At 70.4% G+C, this 22,399-nt stretch carries 19 protein-coding genes; 4 read left to right on the top strand and 15 right to left on the bottom strand.

Annotation, left to right across the window (positions count from 1 at the left end; genetic code table 11):
• The first annotated feature begins 123 nt into the window (after positions 1-123).
• Positions 124-591, top strand: a complete 468-nt coding sequence (locus ACFTZC_RS24790; protein WP_382893207.1) for a YybH family protein — start codon at positions 124-126, stop codon at positions 589-591.
• Between the two features lie 167 nt (positions 592-758).
• Complete coding sequence (locus tag ACFTZC_RS24785; RefSeq protein ID WP_382893205.1) at positions 759-3,884, top strand: discoidin domain-containing protein; 3,126 nt, start codon at positions 759-761, stop codon at positions 3,882-3,884.
• Between the two features lie 19 nt (positions 3,885-3,903).
• On the opposite strand, the gene ACFTZC_RS24780 is transcribed toward ACFTZC_RS24785, so the two are convergent.
• The 10 genes from ACFTZC_RS24780 to ACFTZC_RS24735 all read right to left on the bottom strand — a co-directional run bounded on the left by ACFTZC_RS24780 (position 3,904) and on the right by ACFTZC_RS24735 (position 15,626).
• A complete protein-coding gene (locus ACFTZC_RS24780) occupies positions 3,904-5,514 on the bottom strand; it encodes a nucleoside hydrolase-like domain-containing protein (protein WP_382893204.1) in 1,611 nt (536 codons plus the stop codon).
• A 182-nt stretch (positions 5,515-5,696) separates the two neighbouring features.
• The gene (locus ACFTZC_RS24775) at positions 5,697-6,665 is read right to left on the bottom strand and encodes a sugar-binding transcriptional regulator (RefSeq protein ID WP_382893202.1); all 969 of its coding nucleotides are present in this window, start codon (positions 6,663-6,665) and stop codon (positions 5,697-5,699) included.
• 111 nt (positions 6,666-6,776) lie between these two features.
• Positions 6,777-7,769, bottom strand: coding sequence for a D-ribose ABC transporter substrate-binding protein (locus ACFTZC_RS24770; RefSeq protein WP_382893200.1), 993 nt, complete (start codon positions 7,767-7,769; stop codon positions 6,777-6,779).
• A gap of 130 nt (positions 7,770-7,899) precedes the next feature.
• Positions 7,900-9,030 (bottom strand): ABC transporter permease, encoded by a 1,131-nt coding sequence (locus ACFTZC_RS24765; RefSeq protein WP_382893198.1) that lies wholly within the window; start codon positions 9,028-9,030, stop codon positions 7,900-7,902.
• Positions 9,023-10,582: a sugar ABC transporter ATP-binding protein gene (locus ACFTZC_RS24760; RefSeq protein ID WP_382893196.1), complete on the bottom strand. Its 1,560-nt coding sequence runs from the start codon at positions 10,580-10,582 to the stop codon at positions 9,023-9,025. Before ACFTZC_RS24760 ends, ACFTZC_RS24765 begins: the two co-directional genes overlap by 8 nt.
• Positions 10,579-11,268 (bottom strand): DUF2291 family protein, encoded by a 690-nt coding sequence (locus ACFTZC_RS24755; protein WP_382893194.1) that lies wholly within the window; start codon positions 11,266-11,268, stop codon positions 10,579-10,581. Before ACFTZC_RS24755 ends, ACFTZC_RS24760 begins: the two co-directional genes overlap by 4 nt.
• Positions 11,265-12,734, bottom strand: coding sequence for a glycerol kinase (locus ACFTZC_RS24750; RefSeq protein WP_382893192.1), 1,470 nt, complete (start codon positions 12,732-12,734; stop codon positions 11,265-11,267). The genes ACFTZC_RS24755 and ACFTZC_RS24750 overlap by 4 nt, the downstream gene beginning before the upstream one ends.
• Positions 12,734-13,687: a transketolase family protein gene (locus ACFTZC_RS24745; protein ID WP_382893190.1), complete on the bottom strand. Its 954-nt coding sequence runs from the start codon at positions 13,685-13,687 to the stop codon at positions 12,734-12,736. Before ACFTZC_RS24745 ends, ACFTZC_RS24750 begins: the two co-directional genes overlap by 1 nt.
• A complete protein-coding gene (locus ACFTZC_RS24740; RefSeq protein WP_382893189.1) occupies positions 13,684-14,592 on the bottom strand; it encodes a transketolase in 909 nt (302 codons plus the stop codon). The genes ACFTZC_RS24745 and ACFTZC_RS24740 overlap by 4 nt, the downstream gene beginning before the upstream one ends.
• On the bottom strand, positions 14,589-15,626 hold the full coding sequence (locus tag ACFTZC_RS24735; RefSeq protein WP_382893187.1) for a TIM barrel protein: 1,038 nt from the start codon (positions 15,624-15,626) through the stop codon (positions 14,589-14,591). The genes ACFTZC_RS24740 and ACFTZC_RS24735 overlap by 4 nt, the downstream gene beginning before the upstream one ends.
• 486 nt (positions 15,627-16,112) lie before the next feature.
• On the opposite strand from ACFTZC_RS24735, the gene ACFTZC_RS24730 reads away from it, so the two are divergent.
• Together ACFTZC_RS24730 and ACFTZC_RS24725 are read left to right on the top strand one after the other, a co-directional pair.
• Positions 16,113-17,654: a nucleoside hydrolase-like domain-containing protein gene (locus tag ACFTZC_RS24730; protein WP_382893185.1), complete on the top strand. Its 1,542-nt coding sequence runs from the start codon at positions 16,113-16,115 to the stop codon at positions 17,652-17,654.
• Between the two features lie 115 nt (positions 17,655-17,769).
• Positions 17,770-18,654, top strand: coding sequence for an SDR family NAD(P)-dependent oxidoreductase (locus ACFTZC_RS24725; protein ID WP_382893183.1), 885 nt, complete (start codon positions 17,770-17,772; stop codon positions 18,652-18,654).
• Positions 18,655-18,750: 96 nt separating this feature from the next.
• On the opposite strand, the gene ACFTZC_RS24720 is transcribed toward ACFTZC_RS24725, so the two are convergent.
• The 5 genes from ACFTZC_RS24720 to ACFTZC_RS24700 form a co-directional block, all read right to left on the bottom strand.
• Positions 18,751-19,074 carry a hypothetical protein gene (locus ACFTZC_RS24720; protein ID WP_382893181.1) on the bottom strand — a complete coding sequence of 108 codons (324 nt, stop codon included), beginning with the start codon at positions 19,072-19,074 and terminating at the stop codon, positions 18,751-18,753.
• Positions 19,071-19,295 (bottom strand): hypothetical protein, encoded by a 225-nt coding sequence (locus ACFTZC_RS24715; protein ID WP_382893180.1) that lies wholly within the window; start codon positions 19,293-19,295, stop codon positions 19,071-19,073. The genes ACFTZC_RS24720 and ACFTZC_RS24715 overlap by 4 nt, the downstream gene beginning before the upstream one ends.
• A gap of 85 nt (positions 19,296-19,380) precedes the next feature.
• On the bottom strand, positions 19,381-20,382 hold the full coding sequence (locus ACFTZC_RS24710) for a threonine/serine dehydratase (protein ID WP_382893178.1): 1,002 nt from the start codon (positions 20,380-20,382) through the stop codon (positions 19,381-19,383).
• Positions 20,357-20,803, bottom strand: a complete 447-nt coding sequence (locus ACFTZC_RS24705; protein ID WP_382893176.1) for an MFS transporter — start codon at positions 20,801-20,803, stop codon at positions 20,357-20,359. Before ACFTZC_RS24705 ends, ACFTZC_RS24710 begins: the two co-directional genes overlap by 26 nt.
• A gap of 180 nt (positions 20,804-20,983) precedes the next feature.
• Positions 20,984-22,051 carry an alpha/beta hydrolase gene (locus ACFTZC_RS24700; protein ID WP_382893174.1) on the bottom strand — a complete coding sequence of 356 codons (1,068 nt, stop codon included), beginning with the start codon at positions 22,049-22,051 and terminating at the stop codon, positions 20,984-20,986.
• Positions 22,052-22,399 lie beyond the last annotated feature (348 nt).

The following is a 22,399-nucleotide window of genomic DNA, read 5'->3' as shown; positions in this document are numbered from 1 at the left end:
GCAGTAGGAGATTTACCTGACACTGTGAGGGAAATCTGACCCGCCGCGGCTTCCGACGCCCCCGGCGGCGGGTGGGTGCGGTGGACCCTGGCTGAGCCCCGCACACGGTCTTAGCGTCGAGTCATGAGACACGAAGAGGTAATCGCCGACCTGCACCACCGATGGGTGTTCGGCTGGGAGCGCGACAAGGGGGACGCGCCGTTCGACTTCCGGCGCACCTTCGGCGAGTTCTACGACTTCAACTCCCCCGACGTCCGCCTCTACGACGACTTCGACCCCGCGCAGCGCGTGGCGACGACAGCCGCCGGATACGGCTCCATCTGGGAGCCCGCATTCGACCGGATGGTTTCCGCGCATCATGCCGTCGACGACGGGCCCCATGTCGTCGCGGGCCACGAACTGGCCGCGTCCACCCTGACCTTCGTCGCGCGGATCACCATGCCCGACTCGACCACGGACATTCGCACCACGACCTCGCTGGTCTGGCACCGGACGGCTGACGGCTGGCGGATCGTCCGCGAACACAACTCCTCCAAGGTGCTGCCGGCCGGGGATCTCGACGGCGTGCTGCCGACGCCCAAGACCCCATGACGCCGTGCACCGGCCCGGGCTCCCGCTCCGGGCCGGTGCGGCGGCCCGGAGGCTCCGGCGAACCCGTCGAATTACCGACGTCACACCCGTTGACGCGCGCACCGGTGCCGCCGAAGAATGTGCGACACGCCTTTGACAACGTTGTCTATCTGCCGAGGTTCCGCTCCGTGTCGCATCCCCTCCCCCTCGATCGCCGCCGCTTCCTGCACCTCGCCGGTCTCACGGGCGCGCTGGCCGCCCTGCCTCCGCTCAGCGCCGCCGCCGGCCCCCAGGGAGCGGAAGGCCGCGCGGACACACCCCCCGACGCCGTCGCGGCCACCTATCTGCGGGTGCTCCTGGACCACACCCGGTGGTCCGAGACCCAGTGGGACGAGGCCCAGGGCCACTACCGGGCCAAGGACTTCGGGTTCGCCGTGGTCCTGGGCAACGCGGTCCTGCTCACCCACGGCACCTACGACGCGGAGCGCGCGGGAACGGATCCGGAGACCCTCAAGCGGCGCACACTCGCCACGATCCGCCACTTCGCCGCGTCCAACCGGCTCACCGGCGGCGGCGAGTGGGGCCGCACGCTGTTCTTCGACACCACGTTCCAGTCGTACTTCATCCTCGCCGCCCGGCTTCTGTGGCAGGACCTCGACGCCACGACACGGACGAACGTCGACACCATCATCCGTGAACAGGCCGCCTATTGCGCGTCGTTGGGCAGCGGCGACGACCCCGCCTCGGGCAGCTGGACCCCCAACGGGCTGCTCGGGGGACACATCGGCGACACCAAGCTGGAGGAGATGGGCCTGTACGCGCAGACCCTCGCACCGGCGCTCGCGTGGGCCCACGACGACGACCGCGCCGCCGACTGGGCCGCGTGGTACGGCATCTGGTCGCGCAACGAGGCGGGGCTACCGCCCGCCGACCTCGCCAACCCGGCCCGTGTGGACGGCGTCGCCGTCTCCGAGAACACCGCCCGCAATCTGTACGACACCTTCATCGTCGAGAACCACGGCTCCTTCGGCCCGCACTACCAGGAGGAGTTGTGGCGCACCTCCGGCCGTAACGCCGCGCACTTCCTCGCGGCGGGACGCCCCCTGCCGCAGGTCCTCGTGCGGCAGCCGAACGCCGAGCCGCTGTGGCGCACACTGCTGGGTGTCATGAGCGACGCGGGCGAGCCGCTGATGCCGATGGTCGACGACCGCGAGCACCTCTACGGCAGGGACGTCATCCCGCTCGCCTTCCTCTCCCAGGTGATGCGCGACCCGGCCGCGGCGCGCGCGGAGCAGGAGCTGGCGGCGCGGCTGGAGGCCTACCAGCAGTACCCGCCCGCGCACCGGATGGTGAAGTTCTCGGGGGAGCCGAAGTACGAGCCGGAGGCACGTGCCGAGATCGCGATCAGCTATCTGCTGCACGTGTGGGCGGCGGCCGCCGGCAAGCCCGTGACGGCGCTGTCACGCGAGGAGCTGTTCGCGCAGGCCTCCGGTGTCACGGACTTCGGGAGCGGCCCCGGGCTGGTGTCGCACCAGTCGCGTGGCGCGTGGGCCGGGGCGGTGACCAAGCCGGGGTTCGTGAAGTTCGCCTGGCAGCCGGGGCACGACGACTGGCTGTTCCGGCTCGGCGGCGCGACCCCGATGTTCCTGCCCGCCACCGGTGCGAAGGTCCAGGGCCGTACCGTACGCGTGTACGAGTCCCTGCGCGACGGCTTCGACGCCGGCGCGACGCTGCTGCGCCTGGACGGCGGCTGGGCCGGGTTCGCGACGCTGCCGACGGGCGCCGTCGTCTACGCGAGCAGCGGCACCGCCGACGCGGAGGGCCGCCTCGACATGCACAACCTCACGATGCCCGGCATGCCGGGGCTCGACGGCGCGCGCACGTACCTCTTCGAGGAGGGCGAGGCGACCGTCCGCGCCCGCGACACCTCCCCCGGCACACCCGCGGGGCGGGTCGACGAGCTCGGCTTCACACCCACGACGGTGCGCCATGTCCGCATGCTCGGCGTGCGGCCCGACCCGTCCTACGGGTACTCGCTGTACGCCGTCGAGGTGCGCGAGGGCTCCCAGGGCGCGGACCTCGCACGCGGCGGATCCGCCACCGCCTCGTCGGCCGACGCCGGGAAGGGCGCGCCCCTCGCGGTGGACGGCGACGCGACCACCCGCTGGGCGGTGTCGAGGGCCGAACGTCCGCGCGCCGACAGCTGGCTGGCCGTCGACCTCGGCGCCGAGCGCCGGATCGGCCACGTCACCCTGCGCTGGGAGTCGGCGGCCGGCCGCGCCTACCGCGTCCAGGGTTCCACGGACGGCCGGAACTGGCAGGACCTGGTGACCGGGCCGAGGCCCGCGGTGAGCAGCCGCGGCGGCTGGCTCGACATCGAGGGGCGCGCGGGGCTCGTGGTGCGTGAGGGCCGGAACCCGATCGGCGTGTACGACGACACGATCGTCCTCGGCGACGGCCCGGCGGCGCCTCTCCTCGTCGAGGGCTTCCCCGGTGTCCCGGCCGGGGAGCTGCGTACGACAGCCCGGCGCCCCGCGCCCTCGGCGGAGGCCGCCGAGGTGCGCACGACGCTGACGGACGGGCACCTGACCCTGTTCAACCTCTCCGGCGAGTCCGTCAGGACGAGGGTCGCGATCCCGCGCACCGGCACGGAGACGGTGGTCTTCGAGGGCACGCAGCGGCTGACCGACGGCGGCACCGTTTTCGAGGCCGCGCTGCCCGCCGCCTCGGCGGTCGTGCTGGCCCCGCGCTTCACACTCACCCCCCTCACGGGCGGACGACTGCCGTCGGGCCTGCGGGTCCAGGTCGTCGACGGTGCCACCGTGCGCCTGTCCGGGGCCCGTTGCGCCCTGCGCGTCCAGGCCCAGGGGCGCGGAAAGACCGCTGTCGTGACAGCGGGCCGGACGATCACCGTGGTCCTGGACGGCGCGACCGCCTACCCGCACGACGACCTGGCCCTCGGCAGGACCGTCTTCCCCACGAGCCCGCTGCCGGAGGGCATGTCCGACCCGGCGGCGGCGGTGGACGGCGACGCCCGCACCGCGTGGCGGCCGGGCCCGCGCGGCCGCATGGTGGTGGACCTCGGCGCGGACCTCCCTGTCCGCCTGGTGGAGACCGAGTGGACGACCGGCGCCGTGCCGGGCGCGAAGGTGGGCCTCAGCACGGACGGCATCACCTACCGGAGCGCCGGGCCCCTCACCGGGCGGGGGCGCCTGCGCCGGCTTTCCGTCTCCGGGACGGCCCGCTACGTCGGTGTGGAGGTCGACGGGGCGCGGGCGCCGGTGTCACACCTGCGGCGCCTGACGGTGCGCTGACGCCCCGCCTCCGACCGCGTCAGACGATGGTGATGACGACTCGCTGGTAGCTGGTGAGGGCCGGTGTGCCGTTGTCCTTGGCTTCGAGGATGAGGTGGATGGTCTGACCGGGCCGGGCATCCGCGGGAACGTTCACCTGCACGGTGCTCGTGCCCTTGCGCCGGATGTCGACGGTGCCGGGGTACGTTCCGGCTTCCCGGTACTGCCACCACGTGCGCGTGACGGTGTCGCCGTCGGGATCGGTGACCCGGGAGGTGAGTTCGACGGGCCGGCCTGCGCGGCGGTCGAGGTCCAGGCCTTGGGTGACGCGGACACGGGGGGCGTGGTTGGCGTCGGCGTAACCGCTGACACTCCACCGGAGGCGCGCGGCGAAGTCGTTCTGGATGGCGGAGAACCAGCGCGCGGCCGTGTAGTCGCGGGGTGTGGCGCCGGTCTCGTCGGCGTCCTGCGCGTCCCGGTTGGACCACCGGTGGGGGTCGTCGGGGTCGACGACCTGCCGGCCGGCCCAGCCGCCCCAGCCGGGATGCTGGTAGCTGCGCAGTCCGTTGTCAACGAGGAGGGCGAAGTTGGAGGAGTCGCCTTCGGAGATCCACGATCCCTTGGGCTGCGGTGGCGTCCAGACCAGGTACCCCATCGCTTTCAGTTCCTCGGCCGTGTATCCGGACAGGCCGAAGTAGTCCTCGTCGTCGAAGCCGGCCGCCATCTGCTTGCCGTCGCCCCAGACGCGGTAGGGGGCGCCGATCGGTCCCACGCCGGAGACGTTGGTCCTGGTCCACTCGGCGGAGTGGTAGAACGCGTCCTCGGGGCGAACGACACCGCGGGATCCGTACCCCCACACCGATGTGGCCACTTCCCGGTTCTGGATGTCGGGCCAGTTGGGTTTGATGTAGTCGTCGAACGTGGCGTCCTGCTGGCCGAAGCTGGTGATGACCGCCTTGTTCACGACCTTGTTGTAGACGGCGCGCCACCGGGGAGTGCCCTGGTACTCCTCCTGGATCGACCGGAGGGCCCGGGCGATGGTGTTGGGCCCGCCCCAGGCCTGTAGGAACACCTGCCCCGGCCGGTCGTCCAGCAGGACCTTCCTGATCAGGTCGGAGCCGTCCGTGTCCGCGGCCATGTCGCCCTCGTCGGTGACATTGCCCGTCGCGATCAGCGACCGCAGGCGGGAGGGCGCGGGGTAGCGCGGGTCGTGCCGGACGAGGTTCGGGTAGGCCCGGGCGTAGGCGTCGACGGCCTCGTCGATGTGCAGCCGGGCCCCGGGGGCGGGCCAGCGGTGTGGTTCCAGGCCTCGGCTCGGGTCGCCCCGGTAGTGGTGCTGGCTGGAGGAGTAGACGAGGCCGGCGATGTTGATCTCGTTGCTGTAGAGCAGCATGCGCAGCATCGAGTTGAGGTCGTCCAGCTCCGGGTCGGTCGTCACGATCGTACGGGGCGCGGCCGACGGTGCGGTGGCATGGCTGCCGGTGCGCACCTGCCGGTCCCGGTCCGCCGCCGACGTGCCGGCGCCCGCCGCCGCGCCGGTCTGGGTGAGCGACAGTGTGAGGCCGAGAGCCGCCGTTGTCACGACGAGGGCGCGGGTGAGGTGGGAGAATCCGGGAGATCGTGGGGCGCTGATCGGGGCGCTGGGTTCCATCGGAGACCTCCATGTGTAGGGCGATGCTGACGAGTTGGGGAGGCGGTTCGGCCGTACGGGCTCACCGCTCGAAGCCGCCCCGTACCGCTACGGAGCCGCCGAGGGGGCGGAGAGGGCGGAGGTGCGCAGTGGACGGAGGTGCCGAAGCCGCCCTCCGGCCTTGTGGTCGCGTCGTACCGCGGTCAGTCGCTCAGCAGTTCTCGGGCGACATCGACATCGGTGACCAGGATGTTGATCCACCTGCCGCGCACCGCGCCCCGGATCGCCGCCACCTTGTCCATTCCGCCCGCCACCGCGATACGGCGTTCCACGGCGCGGAGCTGATCCGGATCGATGCCGATGAGGCGGTCGTTGAAAGGCGCACCGACGGAGTTCCCGTCGGCGTCGAAGTACCGGGCGCAGACGTCGCCCACCGCTCCGAGTTTTTTCAGTGCCCGCTGGTCCTGCGTGGTGATGGCGTTGCCCGAACGTCGCAGCAGCGGAGAGGGATCGAGGCTGCCGATACCGAGGAGCGCCAGTGTGAGGCGTGACCATGCCTGCATGACACCCACCATCGCCGGCTCCTGCGCCAGCAGGACCCTCAGTTCCCTGCTGCCGACCAGGGCGGCGGAGGGGGCGAACACCGGTCGCGCGCCGGTGAGTTCGGCCAGTCGGCTCGTCAAACGGGTGGCGTGCAGCTGTACTTCCGGGCTGCCGGAGCCGCCGACGATCTGGACCACTTCGTGTGCCACGGACGATGTCTTGGCCCGCATGACCTTCACGGATTCGAGCAGAGTGGCGCTCCAGGAGGAGACACCGATGACCTCTCCTCCCTTGAGCGTCGCGTCGAGATAGGTGGCGGTGGCCGCGGCGAGCGCGGGGATGACGTCCGCCCCCGAGCCCTCCACTTCGACCACGACGGCGTCGCGCAGGCCGTACCGCTCGACGAGGGCTTCCTCCAGCTCGGCGTGTACGCCTTCGGGTGACACCACGACGGTGCGGACCACTCCCCTGTCGACCGCCTCTTTGAGCAGACGGGAGACGCGCGGCTGGGACATGTTGAGATGTGCCGCGATCTCGGGCTGCCGCACTCCGCGCTCGTGATACATGCGGGCCACTTTGATCAGCAGCCGCATATGGTCAGGGCTGGGAGTGGACGCTGCCGCCACCATGTCTCCATCCTTGTCATCCCTGGCGGCCGGGCGCCAGGGCCTGTTACCGCTGCGGAACACCCTATCGTCGGGGCTCGGCCACGACTGGCCGCGGCGCCCACGTCGCCGGTGTCAGAGCTTGGCGAAGACGCCGTACTCGGCGGCGTTCTTCTCGGTGATCAGTTCACAGTCGATGGACTGCTTCTCGGGCTGTCCGGTCTTGCCCGTCTTCACGTACGTGTCCGCCTGCTCGACCGCGCGCTCGGCGCCCAGCGCGGCGGGCTGGAGGGCCGTCGCCCGCATGGTGCCGGCCTTGATCTGGGCGATGGCGTCCGGGCTGCCGTCGAAGCCGACCACGATGACGTTCTCGCGCTTGGCCGACTTGAGTGCGGCCACCGCGCCGAGGGCCATGGTGTCGTTCCCGGCGATCACACCACGGATCTTCGGATTGCGCTGCAGGATGGTCTCCATCTTGCTGAAGGCCTCCTGCTGATCCCAGTTGGCCGTCTGCTTGGCGACCTGCTTCATGTCCGGGTACTGGGAGATGACGTCGGTGAAGCCTTTGGAGCGGACACTGGCGTTGGTGTCGGACTCCTTCCCGGTCAACTCGACGTATTCGCCCTTGCCGTCCATCGCGGTGACGAACTCCTGCGCGGCGAGCTGCGCGCCCTGGGCGTTGTTGGACACGATCTGAGCCTTGGCGATACCCGTCTCGTTGATCTCCCGGTCGATCAGGAAGACGGGGACACCGGCCTTCGTGGCCTTGCGGACGGGGCCGATCGACGCGTCGGCGCCCGCGTTGTCGAGAATGATCGCGGCGGCCTTGCGGGAGATGGCCGCGTCGACGAGTTCGCTCTGCTTGTTCGGGTCGTCGTCGTGCGAGGCGACCGAGGTCGTGTAGCCGAGGCTCTCGGCCTTCTTCTTCGCCGCGTCGGCCTCCGCCTTGAAGAAGGGGTTGTCCGCGGAGGGTGTGATGATGGCGACCAGATTGCTTTTCGAACCGCTTTCGGACGATGCCGCGCCGGATGACGAGTCGCCGGACCCCCCGCACGCGGTCAGGAGCAGAGCACCTGCCGCGAGAGCTGCGATGGTGGTGGCGGTGCGGGTGCGCTTGCGGTGGAACATTCTGGTCTCCTCACAACGGTGTGCGGATATGCGTACGGAGGTCGGTACGGGGGGGCGGTGGAGGGGCGGGGCCCCGGAGACATCGGTCGGCTGCTGGTGCCCCTCCCGGCAGGAGGTCACCGGAGTCGGCTCACGGGGCGCGGCCCGCGTCGGCCGGTTCGGGTTCGGTGGGCACGGCGACCGCGGACGCCGCCGCGCGGCGGCGCTGGAAGCGCTGCTGGCTCTGGTCGAGGATGACGGCGACGATGATGACGGCGCCCTTGATGAGCATCTGCCAGAACGTCGAGACGCCGAGAATGACGAGGCCGTCGGCGAGGAAGCCGATGACGAAGGCCCCGACGAGTGTGCCCCGTACGGTGCCCCGGCCGCCGGAGAGGGCGGCGCCTCCGATGACGACGGCGGCGATGGCGTTGAGCTCGAAGGTCTCACCGGCCTGCGGTGCGGCGGAGGTGAGTTCGGAGGCGATGATGAGGCCGGCCATCGCGGCGCAGGCGCCGGAGATCACGTAGACGAGGAGCTTCACACGGGTGACGGGGACTCCGCTGAGTTCGGTGGCGCGTTCGTTGCCGCCGGTCGCGTAGAGCCAGCGGCCGAAGGGTGTCGAACGCAGCAGTACCGCGACGAGGCCCGCCACCACGATCATGATCCAGACCGCGACGGGCAGACCGAGGGGGCGGCCCTGGCCGAGCCAGTCGAAGCCGGTGTTGTGGGTGCCCGGGTCGCCGGCGAGATCGGGGTAGGTGGTGCCGTCGGAGATGAGCAGAGCGGTGGCCCGGGCCACGTACAGCATGCCGAGGGTGGCGATAAAAGGGGCCACGTTGAGGCGTGTGACGAGGATGCCGTTGACGGCGCCGACCAGTGCGCCGACCGCGATGCACAGGGCGATGACGCCCCAGACCCGCGGATAGGCGACGACGTCGAGGATGCTCAGGTGCAGGCCTTGGAGCAGCTCACCGGCGATCACTCCGGACAGGCCGACGGTCGATCCGACGGAGAGGTCGATGCCGCCCTTCAGGATGACCAGCAGCATGCCCAGCGCGAGGATCGCGTTGATGGCGACGTGTTTGGTCATCGTGATCACGTTGTCGACGGTGAGGAAGGAGTCCGACAGCAGGCTGAAGACGACGATCAGCACTCCGAGGGCGATGAAGGCGCGCAGTTCGAAGATCGAGTCGACCGTCTTGAGGCGCCGTGCCTGCGCGGCCGCGGCGCGACGCTGCTGGAGCACTACTTCGTGGTCCGTGGTCAGGGTGTCACTCATCTTCTGCCTTCTCGGTGGTGTCGGCTCCATCGGCCAGGCTCATCAGCCGGTCCCGGGTGATCTCTCCGGCTTTCAGGTCGGCGACCAGCCGGCCGCGTGCCAGGACCAGGAGGCGATCGGGCACGTGCAGCGCTTCTTCGGCCTCGGAGGTGGTGAAGAGCACGGCGAGGCCGCGTTCGGCCTGCTGGGCCATGAGGGTGAAGACATCGGCCTTCGCTCCCACGTCCACACCCCGGGAGGGTTCGTCCAGGAGCAGGACGCGCGGGCCGGTCATCAGCGCCTTGCCGATGACGACCTTCTGCTGGTTTCCGCCGCTGAGGGAGCCGATGGGCGCGCGGGACCCGGAGGTCTTGACGGTCACGTCGGAGATCATCGAGTCGACGGCTGCGTCCTCGTCACGCCGGTCGAGCAGCAGTCGGCGTACGAACCGGGTCACGGAGGCCAGTGAGAGGTTCTGTCCCACCGTCATGGACTGGACCAGGCCGTCTCGCTGGCGGTCCTCGGGGACGAGGGCCAGCCCGCTGCGAATGCGGTCGCGCACACTGCCGGTGAGCGGTTCGCCGTGGAGCCTCAACTCGCCCGAGGCGGCGGGCATCCGGCCGGCCAGACACTCCAGCAGTTCGGTACGGCCGCTGCCCATCAGGCCGTAGATGCCGACCATCTCGCCCGCCCGGACCGTCGTGGTCACGCCGTTCACGGCGAGCCGTCCGGGGACGGACGGGTCGGCGACGGAGAGTTCGGTCATCTCCAGCGCCAGGGGCCCGAGGGTGGGGTTCCGGTCGGGGAAGAGATCCGCCTGGTCGCGTCCCACCATCGTGCGGACGATCCACCCGAGGTCGATGTCCCGCGCCCGTGCCGTGGCGACCATGGCGCCGTCCCGCAGGACCGCCACCTCGTCGGCGACGGAGAGGGCTTCCTCCAGGTGGTGCGAGATGTACACGATCGCGACGCCCTCGGCCTTGAGCTCCCGGATCACGTGGAAGAGGATCTCCACTTCCGGTGCGCTGAGCGCGGAGGTCGGTTCGTCCATGATCAGCACCCGGGCGTTCTGCAGCAGTGCCCGGGCGATCTCGACGAGTTGCTGCTGGCCCAGCCGCAACTCGCCCACCGGGGTGTCGGGGTCGAGCTTTCCGTCGAGTCGGCCCAGCACCTTCCGCGCCAGGGCGCGCTGAGTGGTGCGGTCGAGCAGGGCGCCGGCGTGCCGGGTGCGCTCGCGGCCGAGGAAGAGGTTGTCCTGGATGGTCAGGTTGGGGCAGAGGCTGAGTTCCTGGTGGATGATCGAGATGCCGTGGTCGGACGCCTCTCGCGCGCTGGTGAACTCCACCGCCCGGCCGTCCAGTTCGATGTGGCCGGTGCTGGGGGACTCGACCGCGCTGAGGATTTTCATCAGGGTCGACTTGCCGGCCCCGTTCTCGCCGAAGAGCACGGTGGTACGGCCCGCCGGGATGTCCAGCGACACTCCTTTGAGCGCCTGCGTCCCGCCGTACACCTTGGTGACCTCGGCGGCGCGCAGCACGGGGGGAACCGGTGGCTGCGGGGTCGCGGAGGTCATGACGCGGCCTCGATCGAGACGGGGGTGAGGGTCAGTACGTCGGCGGTCAGCGGGGTCAGGGCGCCGATGACAGTGATCTTCTTGCCGCGGACCGCCGCGGGATCGAAGGCCTTCAGCACCTTGTCCTTCATCGCGGTGTTCAACGCGGTCCCGGCGTCGGCGTATTCGACCTGGTTGGTGAACTGGCCGAAGGTGATGAAGCCGGCCGCGTCGCGGAGGGCCGTACCGTTGATCGCCGGGCCGACCTGCACGGAGACGCGGGCCTTGTCCAGGCCGTCCACGGTCACTTGCAGGAGGCCGTTCCTGACGGCGCCCGCGGTCCCGGTCAGCGTCGCGGCATAGCTGTAGGGTCCGGTTCCCGGCCGATGCCCGTACTGCTTGCCGGCCGCCTCGGTGTCGGCGGCGATGGCCTGGTGCAGGGTGGCGATGTCCACGGCGTTCTTCTTGATCGCGGGCACGACCTTCGGTTCGTACGTGCTGGTGGCGTACGTGGAGGCGTCGAACGCGGGCTTGCCGCTCGTCCTGGCCTCGCTGTCCGATCGATAGGTGGTGGTGGCCGCGATGGCGGCGAACAGGAGCACGAGCGCGATGAGCGAACCGCTGCCCAGGGTGAGCCGGCCGCGGGGGCGCGTCGGTGTCCTGTCTGTCTGTGTCCTGTCTGTCTGTGGCAAGTCTGCTGTGGTCATGACGTCCTTTGCTGTCCGCGTGTCCCGAGGTCGCGAGCGGCCGCGACCCGATGACGCCAGCGCGCGACCGTGGTGCCGCGCCGTGTGTCGTTCCAGTCGGCGGTGAAGGTCTGCAGGTCGCGGTCGGCGCGCCGTTCCAGGTCGGCGGTGGTCCACAGGCCGAGTCCCACTCCCGCCAGCTGTGCGGCACCCGCGGCGGACCGTTCGTGGTGGCGTGTGCGGGCGACGGTGACGTCGGAGACGTCGGCCTGCAGCTGCATGAGCGCGTCGCTGCGGCTCAGGCCGCCGTCGGCCACGACCCGTCGGGGGCCGGGGAGGGCGGCGAGGACGTCGCCCACCTGGAGTGCGACCGATTCCAGTGCGGCGCGCGCCAGTTGGGCGCGGCCGGTACCCAGCTCGAAGCCGGCGAGGACGGGCACGGCCCGGGAGTCCCACCAGGGCGCTCCGATGCCGCCGAAGGCCGGCACCAGTGTCACGTCGCCCGCGTCCGTGCCGGCCGCGAGCCGGATGAGTTCCGCGGGCTCGGTGTTCAGCAGTTCGGCCAGCCAGGTGAGGGTGCGCCCGGTGGAGCGGATGTTGGCCTCGTGCGCATAGACGGGGTGTCCGGTGGACCAGGCGATGGTGGTGCACACGTGTTCCGCCGGTTCGGGCGAGTCCGTCACCGTCATGACGGAGGATCCGGTGCCGTAGGTGGCTTTCACGGTTCCGGGCCGCCAGCCGGCATGGGCGAACAGGGCGGCGTGCGAGTCACCCATGACGGCCAGGACCGGGGTGCCGTCGGGCAGGGGGCGCAGGCCGCGGACCGTTCCGAACGGCCCGGTGGAGGGCACGATACGGCCCAGGGCCGCGCGGGGGATGTCGAACAGGTCGAGCAGTTCGTTGTCCCAGTCGCCCGTGGCGAGATTGAGCAGCTGGGTCCGGGACGCGTTGCCGATCTCGGTCACCGGCTGCCCGGTGAGCCGGTACAGGAGGTACGCGTCCACGGTGCCGAGGCGTAGGGCGCCGTCCTTGCTCCGGGCCCGCGTAGGGTCGTACCGGTCGAGCAGGGCGGCCATTTTCAGGGCCGAGAACATCGGGTCGAGCGGGAGACCCGTGCGGCGGCGGATCTCGTCGGCCCTTCCGGCGGCGGTGAGGCGGGCCGCACGTTCTCCCCCGCGCTGGTCCTGCCAGCTGACCAGGGGTGCGACGGGCTCGCCGGTCGCCGCCTCCCACAGGACGACCGACTCGCGCTGCGTGCTCAGCGCCACCCCGGCCACCGAGCGCGGGTCGATGCCCGTCAGGCAGTCGGTGACGGCGCCGTACACACTGTCGAGCAGTGCCGTCGCGTCCTGTTCCACCAGGCCGGGGCCGGGATGGGTCTGCGTCAGGGGCGCCTCGGCCCGGCCGACGATGTCGCCCGTGGCATCCAGGAGCAGTGCCTTGGTCGAGCTGGTGCCCTGGTCGATGGCGAGAACGTGCGGCTTCATCACACCCGTCCCAGTGCCTCGCGCGCGGCGCCGGCGATACCGTCGGCCGTGAGCCCGAAGTGGTCGAGCAGGAAGGCCGCGCTGCCGGTCGGGGCGAAACCGGGCACGCCCAGCATGCGCACCGGGACAGGGTTGCTCTCGGCCACGACCTTGGCCACGGCGGCTCCCAGGCCGCCGGAGAGCAGCCCCTCCTCGGCGGTGACGACGGCCCCGGTCTCCCGTGCCGCGGCGATGACGGCGGCGGTGTCGAGGGGTTCGACGAAGGTCATGTTGAGGACACGGGCGGAGATGTTCCGCTGTTCGAGAAGGTGTGCGGCGTCCAGGGCGCGGGAGACCATCGTGCCCACCGCGATCAGGGTGACGTCGGTGCCCTCTCGGAGCCGTACGGCCCGGCCGGCTTCGAACGGCGCGTCGTCGGGAGTGACGGCGGGCACCTTGAAGCGCGGCACACGGATATAGGTCGGTCTGCCCGACCCGGCGGCCCAGCGCACCGCGCTGCGCGTCTGCGCCGGATCGGCCGGCACGATGATGTCCAGTCCCGGGACGGCGCGCATCCAGGACAGGTCCTCGATGGAGTGGTGGGTGGGTCCCAGCTCTCCGTAGGCCATGCCCGGGCTCTGGCCGCAGAGCACGACATGGCGGTGGGTGTAGGCGATGTCGGCCTTGATCTGCTCCAGGGCGCGACCGGTCAGGAAGGGCGCCGCGGCGGACGCGAAGGGGATGAACCCGGCGTTGGCGAGGCCCGCCGACACACCGACCAGGTCCTGCTCCGCGATGCCCACGTTGATGAGACGGGTGGGGAACTCCTCGCGGAACCCAACGAGGTTGCTGGAGCCCACCGAGTCGTTGCAGACCGCCACGATCCGCTCGTCGGCGCGGGCCAGCGCGGCGAGTTCGTCGGCGAAGTCCACGCGGCAGTCGTAGGTGGGTGCCTGTGCGGCCACGGAACTCATCGGCTCAGCTCCTCAAGGGCGAGACGCACCTGTTCGTCGGTGGGCACCTTGTGGTGCCATTCGACGCGGTCCTCCATGAACGACACGCCCTTGCCCTTGGTAGTGTTGGCGATCACCGCGACCGGGCGCCCCGTGGTGGACGGCGCGTACGCCTCCTTGATCGCCCGGTGGTCGTGCCCGTCGATGACGCGGACCTCCCAGCCGAAGCCGGCCCACTTGGCGTCCAGCGGCTCCAGCGACTTGGTGTCCTCCGTACGGGCGCCCTGCTGCAGCCGGTTGCGGTCCACGACGGCTGTCAGGTTGGCGAGTTCGTGGTGGGCGGCCGTCATGGCGGCTTCCCAGTTGCTGCCCTCCTGCATCTCGCCGTCGCCGAGCACCACGACGGTCCGCCAGGTCTCGCCGCGCAGCTTCGCCCCGAGTGCGCATCCGGTGGCCACGGGGAAGCCGTGTCCGAGCGGTCCGCTGTTGGTCTCCACGCCGGGAACCTTGAGCCGGGCCGGGTGGCCGTTGAGTGGGGACAGCGGAGCCATGAACTCGCTCAGCCGGCCGCGCGGGAAGAACCCGCAGGACGCCAGTGTCGAGTACAGGGCTGCGGCACAGTGCCCCTTGCTGAGCACGAACCGGTCACGTCGCGGGTGCTCGGGCTCCGTGGGACGCATGTGCAGGGTGCCCCACAGGGCGGTGACCATCAGGTCGGTGACGGACAGGTCGCCCCCCACATGTCCCATGCCGGCCGACTGGATGGTGGTGAGGATGTCGCGCCGGATCGAGGCCGAGATGCCGGCGAGTTCCGCGGCCGCCTCGGCGGGCGACGCGGCGCGCAGTCGTGTGCTGCGACGCTCGTACTCCCGGGCAGCGTCCTCGTCCGCCCGCAGCGGCGCGGCGGTCTCCAGGGTGGCGCTCACGCGGACTCGCTCTCCGCGAGGGCGCGGAACAGCGCCCGCTTCGCGATGCGCTGCGCCCCGAGGGCGTCCTGCGCGGACTGCGCGGCGGCCAGTTCGTCGCGGTCGAGGTAGGCCAGTGCCTGGTGGAAGGCGCGCATGGTACGGATCCCGGTCCGGGCCGCCTCGACGGGGTCCTCACGGAACGGGAACTGGTCGAGCTGCCACACGCCCTCCCAGCCGGCGTCCCGCAGGGCGAAGAAGAACTCGAAGGTCTCCAGCAGGTGCACAGAGCCGACGACCATGTCGTCGTCCCAGCCGCGGAAGTTGTCGTTGACGTCGATCGCGAAGAGCCTGTCCCGGGCGATGGCCAGCCGGGCGGCCTCGGCCGGGGTCTCCCCTCCGTACAGGGAGTGGCCGAAGTCCAGGAGGACACCGACGTTGTCCACGCCCATGTCCTGGATGGCCAGCAGGGTCCGCGCGACGGACGAGAACACCATCCGGTTGCGAGGCTCGCGCGGCTTGTACTCGATCGCGAACCTCAGATCCGGGAAGCCCTGGGCGAGTTCGCGCAGTGCGTCGACCGACTTGGTCCACAGGTCGGTGTAGTCGGCCTGGAAGGGATAGTCGTAGCCGTCCTGCCCGGGCCAGATCTTGACGTAGTCCACACCGAGTTCGCGGCCGACCTCGGCCGAGGCGGCGACCAGGTCGATGGCCTGCCGGCGGACGGCGGGGTCGGGGTTGGTGAAGCCGCCCTTGGCGAACTTCCCGGTGTAGAACTCCGGTGTCACGGCGATGGCCCGCAGGTTCTGCTCGGCCAGGGCCTGTCGCACCTCGGCGGTGCTGATGTCGCCGGGCGGGAAGGGCCAGTTCAGGTCGAGGACGGACAGATCACCGACCGCTCCGGCGAGCTTGATGGCGTCGAGGATGGTGCGTGGTTCGCCGTAGCCGTCCGTGGCGTACCGGTCGACGTAGGTCGCGAAGTGCCAGACACCGGCGCCGTAGATCGGTTCGTCCTGACCGGGCTGCTGAATGTCTATGCGTGGTTGAGTCGACATGCGGGTCAAGTTACGAACCCGGGCCGGGCGCGTCAAGACCCCTGCGTCGGGGGGTTTTCACTCCGCTCGGCCGGAGCTTCGGACGCGCGCCGGAACCGTCGGGAACTTCGGTCCGATCTGTTGACATGCCGTCGGGGTGCTCACAGAATCGCACTGCTTACCGAATCGAACGCGAATAGACATTCACCCAATTTCCTTGCGGTGAACCGCCGTCCGCCTGGCGCGTCACCGGTCCGGACGTCCATCGGCCCCGCCGCGCCTTGCTCGCGTACGCGCACCGGACGAGGCGACGCGGGTGCGGCCGTGCGCCGGGCCCCCGGCCACGATGCGGGGCGGGCCGGCCCAACAGGCCGCCACGGCACGTCCTGTGCGGGCCGCCCGCCACACCGCCGGTCGGCGGTGTGGCGCGATCGGGGCCACCACGCCCACCGGAGCACACCGGCTACGGCCGCACCCCGGAACTCTCCGACAACTCAGAGGAGACACATGCACCCGCACGGTCCGAGCCCGCGCCGACGCCGGCCGTTCACCATCGCCGCCCTGCTCGCCGTCACCGCGTCCTTCCTGCCCGCCACGGCCTACGCGACACCGGCCGCGTCCCCGCCCGACCGTCCCGCGGCGTCGACGGAGCAGCGCCCTCACGACAAGCCGCGTGTCATCGTGACCCAGGACGGCGAAGTCGATGACATGGACTCCTTCATCCGGTTCCTCTACTACGCCAACGAGTTCGACATCGCGGGCATCGTGTACACCAGCTCACGGTTCCACTGGGCGGGCAACGGGGACACGGTCGCGCCGTACCGGTGGACCGGAACCCGTTGGGTCGACCAGTACCTCGACGCGTACGCGAAGATCTACCCCAACCTGCGCAAGCACGCGGACGGCTATCCCGCACCGGAGCGCCTGCGCTCGTTGTACAAGATCGGCAACATCGAGAACGTCGGCGACATGGCCGAACCCACCGACGGCTCCGAACTGATCAGGAAGGCGATCCTCGACGACAGGCCCGGGCCGCTCTACGTACAGGCGTGGGGCGGCCTCAACACCGTCGCCCGAGCGCTGAAATCCATTCAGGACGAGTACGAGGGCACGCGGAAGTGGGCCGCCGTCCAGCGGAAGATCGACAAGAAGCTGGTCCTCTACAACATCCTGGAACAGGACTCGACCCTCCGGGACTACATCAAGCCCACCTGGCCCAACGTGAAGATCATCGACAACCAGTCCCAGTTCTGGAGCTTCGCCTACGCCTGGCAGCGTACGGTGCCCGGTCCGCTCCAGCACTCGCTCCAAGGCCCCTACATGGAGCGCAACTTCCTCGACGGACACGGCGACCTGCTGAAGCAGTACCGGACCTATCGGGACGGCAACCCGACACCCGAGGACGACGAGAACAACCGATGGCGTCCGGAGGCCAACGAGGAGAACCAGAACCTCGGATACGGGGTCCACGACTTCATCTCCGAAGGCGACTCCCCCGCGTTCCTGCACATGCTGGACTTCAACGGACTGCGCTCCTCCGAGGACCCCACGTACGGCGGATGGGGCGGCCGGTTCGCTCCCAACGCCACGGGGTGGATCGACACCACCGACGCCAATCCCCACACGGGAAACGCGGCCGACCGCAGCTACCCCCAGACCCGCTGGGTCGAGGACATCCAGAACGACTTCGCGGCCCGCGCCGACTGGGGGAAGACCGGTTCCTACTCGAAGGCCAACCACAACCCCACGGCTTCTGTCCGCCAGGGCACCGACCTCACCGCCCGGCCGGGCTCCAGGATCACACTGAACGGCAGTGCCACCGACCCCGACGGGGACCGTGTGTCCTACAAGTGGTGGCGGTACACCGACGCCGACACCTACCCCGGCGACATCGCCCTGGGCGCCGCGAACGGGCCGAAGCTCTCCTTCGTCGTACCGTCCGACGCGGCACCGGGCTCCACGCTCCACCTCATCCTGGAGGTGAAGGACAACGGCACCCCCGCGCTCAAGCACTACCAGCGCGTCGTCGTCACCGTCGCGGGCACGTAGGACCCCCTCTTCCCGAGTTGAAGTTTGACTGCAACTGGGTTTCATGCAGACTGTAACTCGTGAAGGAGGTGACCACGTCGGCGGGCGCCCACACACCCAGGGAGAAAGAGGACAGATGAATCGGCGCGCGCTCGTCACGGCGGGAACCGGCGGAATCGGTCTGGAGACCGCGGTGGGCCTCGCCGCGGCCGGATACGCGGTGACCGTGGTCGGCCGCGACGCGGGGCGGGGCGGCAGCGCCGTCGAGCGCATCAACGCCGCCGGCACCGGTACGGAGGCCCGGTTCGTCACCGCCGATCTCTCGTCCCTGGCGGAGGTACGGAGCCTCGCCGAGCGTGTGACGGCGGGCGGCGCCCTGAGCGTGCTGGTCAACAATGCCGGAGCGATGTTCGACGACCGGCGCCTGACGCCCGAGGGCATCGAGGCGAGCTTCGCCCTCAACCATCTCAGCCCCTACCTGCTGACGGAGTTGCTGCTCCCCGCCCTGCGCGCCGGCGCTCCCAGCCGCGTCGTCAACGTCACCTCCGGCTCGGTCCGCATCCCCACCGGCCGTATCGACACCGCCGAACGGAAAGGCTCGTATTACGGCCTCCACGCGTACGGCCGCGCGAAGCTCGCCAACCTCGCCTACACCCTTGACCTGGCGCGGCGTCTGAAGGGGGACGGCGTATCCGTGTTCGCCGCCGACCCCGGCGGCGCCGTCACCACCATGACCACCGGGACCATGTCCTCCTCCCATGTCGTCGCCCCCTGGCTGCGGCCCTTCTGGCCGCTGGTCCGCACGGCATTCCGGCGCACCACGTCCGGGACGCCGGCGCAGGCCGCCCGCTCGTCGGTCGCCGCTGCGACCGACCCCGCCCTCGCCGGCCGGCCGGGGCTTGTCGTCGGCCCTGACGGCCTGCCGCTGTCGCCACCGCGCCGGGCGACCGACCCCCGCCTGGCCGAGGCGGTCCGCACACTCAGCCGCCGTCTCGCGCCGCTGACCGGCGAAGACCGCTGAAGGGCTCCACGCCCACCGGCAGCCGCCTCGGCGTGAGACACCCCCGGCCCGAAGAACTCCTTCGGGCCGGGGGTTTGCTCTGCGGTCACGCCATCCTCAGACCGCGCCCCACCGGGACACGAAACTCATGTCGAACCCGTGAACGGAACGGTAGAAGTAGTCCCCGGCCGAAAGATGCGGCGCCTTGACGGCGCGGTTGCGCCTCGCCTGTTCGGTGATCAACTGGCCGATGGCCGTGTTGATGTCCAGCCGTGGGAACGCTTCATTGATCACAGCGGCCTCCTCGTCGGAGACGTAGTCGGACTCGTATCCGAAGTCGGCCCCGGTGCCGAGGCGGACGAGGTCGCAGACGGTACCGCGGCGTTGTGCGATGCCGGGACTGGTGTGCAGGGCGATCGCGTCCCGGACGGTGTCCCTCACCCCGGACGGGACCCCGCGGCGGGCAGCGTGTCGTCGTCGTAGTCGACGTCCCGGCGCAGTTGGCGGAATTCGGCGGTCTTGAGAGCGAAGAAATAGCTACGGAGGCTGTGATGCGCTGTCGAGGCGGCCTCGATCTCCAGGACATGCTCCACGGCGGCTCGGCGGAGCGGCGAGGAGGCGAGATCCGGAAGGGACAGCCCTGAGGCGTTACTGATCGTCATACAGCCACAGTGACTGTCCCTGGCACGGTTCGACTCCCGGGCAGAACTGCCAATCAGCAACTGATTCCTGACATGGCATGTGATGTCATCTCATCGTCGGGGAAGCCGTACGGTCCGTGCGTGCCGGGTCCGTGCGTGCCGAGTCCGGGGCGAGCTCCCGCAGCAGGGCGGGGGAGAAATTGCCGCCGGTGAGGATCGTGGCCACGGAAGCGCCACCGAGGTCGTGGCGGAGTGCGGCGGCGATGCCGACCGCGCCCGAGGGTTCCAGGATCAGGCCCAGGGTGTCCCGTACCAACCGCAGGGCCCGCCGGATGTCCTCCTCGCCGACGAGGAGGACATCGTCGACGACCTCGCGCATCCAGGCCACCGCCGCGGGCACCGGCACCCGTACGGCGATGCCGTCCGCGATGGTGTCCACCGGACCGGTGGCCTCGGGCACGCCGGTGCGCCAGCTCGTCGCCATGGCGGGGGCGCCCGCCGCGCACACCCCGATGATCCGGGTGCGGGGTGAGCGGGCCTTCGTCCAGCAGCCGATGCCGCTGATGAGCGCGCCGTTGCCGACCGGGACGACGATGGCGTCGACACCGAGCCGGGCCAGCTCCACGGCGATGGTGCCGGCTCCCTCCGCGATGAGCGGCTCGTCGCCGTCCTCCACGAACACGGACTCCGGGCGGCTGCCGGCGTACGCCCGGGCCGCGTCCTTGGCGGCGTCGAAGTCGGCTCCCGACAGCCGGACTTCGGCGCCCAGCTCCCGCATCCGCGCCACCTTGGCGGGGTTGGCGTCATGGGCGGCGAACACCGTCACCGGGATTCCGCGGGACCGTGCGGCATACGCCATGGCCTGGCCGAAGTTGCCGGCCGAGGCGCAGACGACATGCCGCGCGACCGCGGCTTGCCGCAGAAAGAGGTCCGCTCCGCGGCCCTTGAAGGAGCGGAGCGGGTTCAGTGTCTCCACCTTGACCACGGTGTCCCGGCCGAGTGCGCGGGAGAGCGAGGGGTCCGGGAACTGGGGGGTGCGGAGGAAGGCGGGGTCGATCAGACGGGCGGCCTCGTCGATGCTGTCAGGAGACAAACGCGTTACGGTCATGACTCATCCTACGAGTGAGGGGCGCCAGCCCCGCCAGGACCAGTCCGACGCCCGCGGTACAGGTGAAGGCGACACGCAGTCCGGTCGAGTCAGGAGCGGGACCGGCCGAGGCGAGGGTGGCGATCAGCGCTCCGACGATGAAGACGGTCAATGAACCGACGAAGATACGCCGTACCGAGAACCGGTCGAGCAGGTATCCCGTGACCGGCAGGACGATCGCCATCGCCACGAGATACCCGCTGATCACCCACTGCGCGGTTGCCGTGGTCAGGCACAGGTCCCAGGTGAGGGTCGGCAGCGCCACGCTGAAAACGGTCTCGTTGAGGAACATCACGAACGCCTCCACCACAAGCACACCGATGAGCGGTCCGGTCCGGCCCTCGTGTGCGGACGGTGGCATCGCCGCGCGGGTGCCGCTCACCACCGCGCCACCCGTCCGCGCAAGCCGTTCATGGCAGGGCTCCACCGGAGTACCGATGAGAAGGATCGAAGGGGTCGAAGCCGTCGTAGAGCGCGATCTGTACGTGCATGGCACACGTCCTTGTCTGGCCGGGAAGCGCGGTCGGTGGGACGGCGCCCGGGTGGGAAAGGGAAAGAGCGGTCAGCCCAGCATCCGGCGCAGCGCGTGAGCGCTCGCGGTGACGGCCTGGTCGAACCGGGGGCCGAGATGGACGAACGGCAGGAAGCCGTGCGGCAGGTCCCCTTCGCGGACGGAGGTGACCGGGACACCCGCGGCGCAAAGCTTGTCGGCGTAGGACTCGCCTTCATCACGCAGTGGATCGAATCCCGCCGTGACGAGGTGTGCCGGCGGTGTGTCCGGGGCGACCTCGCCGTGGACGACCGACACCAGCGGATCCGTACGGTCCACTCCCGGGGGAAGGTAGTGGTGCCGGAACCAGACGATGTCGTCGTCGGTGAGCAGGAAACCCTGGCCGTACGTGTCCCGGGACGGGTGACGAGTCGCCAGGTCCGTGGCGGGATACAGCAACCACTGCCCCGCCGGTACGGGGCCGTGCTCGCGCCCGGCGGCACGGCGGGCGGTCACCGCGGCGAGGGTGGCCCCCGCGCTGTCCCCGCCGACCACGATCCTGGTCGGGTCGATGCCGAATTCCGCGGCCCGCGTGACGGTGTCGTCGAACGCTGCCAGCGCGTCGTCCACCGCGGCGGGGAACGGGGCCTCGGGGGCGAGCCGGTAGTCCACCGACAGCACCCGGTGGCCTGTGTGTTCGGCGAGAAAGCGTCCCACGTGGTCATACCCGGCGCGTCTGCCGATCACCCAGCCTCCACCGTGGAAGAACACCAGCGCACCCGACGTTCCGCGGCAGGACGCGGGTTCGTACAAGGTCGCTTCCAGGGCGTGCTGCCCGCCCTTCAGGCATACCTCGGACACGGTCACCGCGCGCGTCGGCCGTCGGCCGGCCCGGAGCATCGGTGTGTTGCGCTCCAGTGCCGCGCGGGACAGCTCCGGTGAGTCCTCGACCACCAGAGCCGACTCCTTGTCGCCGAGGGAGCGGATCAGCAACCGGGCATCGACGGCCAGCGTTTCACCGTCCACGACGATCTCCGGTCCCGCCATCGCCGACCGCACCCGGCCCGGCAGGCGGCCCAGCAGTCCGACCATCACCTCCTGCGCCCGCACCCCTATCGGCACGGGGAGATCGCTGGCCATGCGGCCCCTCCCGGTGAGTTACAGCTTGACTGAAAGAATGTTTCAGGCAGACTGTAACTCAAGAGACAGGGCCACGCCGGCCGACGGGTGGCCCGGCGCTTCTCCGGGGCGGCCCTTACGTAGTGACGCGACGAAAGAGGAACCGATGACGCTCCCCCGCTGCCGCCCGCTCACATCGAAACAGGCCAGCTCGACCTTTTCCGCGACGAGAACATCGCGTACGCACAACGGCTCAGCCGTGCCAGGTACCGGTCGAGCTCATCCAGTACCCCGGTGTTCCCCACGCCTTCGACACGTTCGATCCCGCCGCGGCCGTCAGTCGCCGCGCGCTCGGCAATCGCGTACGGG

It is taken from the genome of Streptomyces sp. NPDC056987 (assembly GCF_042673865.1).
GTDB lineage: Bacteria > Actinomycetota > Actinomycetes > Streptomycetales > Streptomycetaceae > Streptomyces.
The sequence above is the reverse complement of the archived record's forward strand: the minus strand, read 5'-3'. Positions and strand labels throughout refer to the sequence as shown.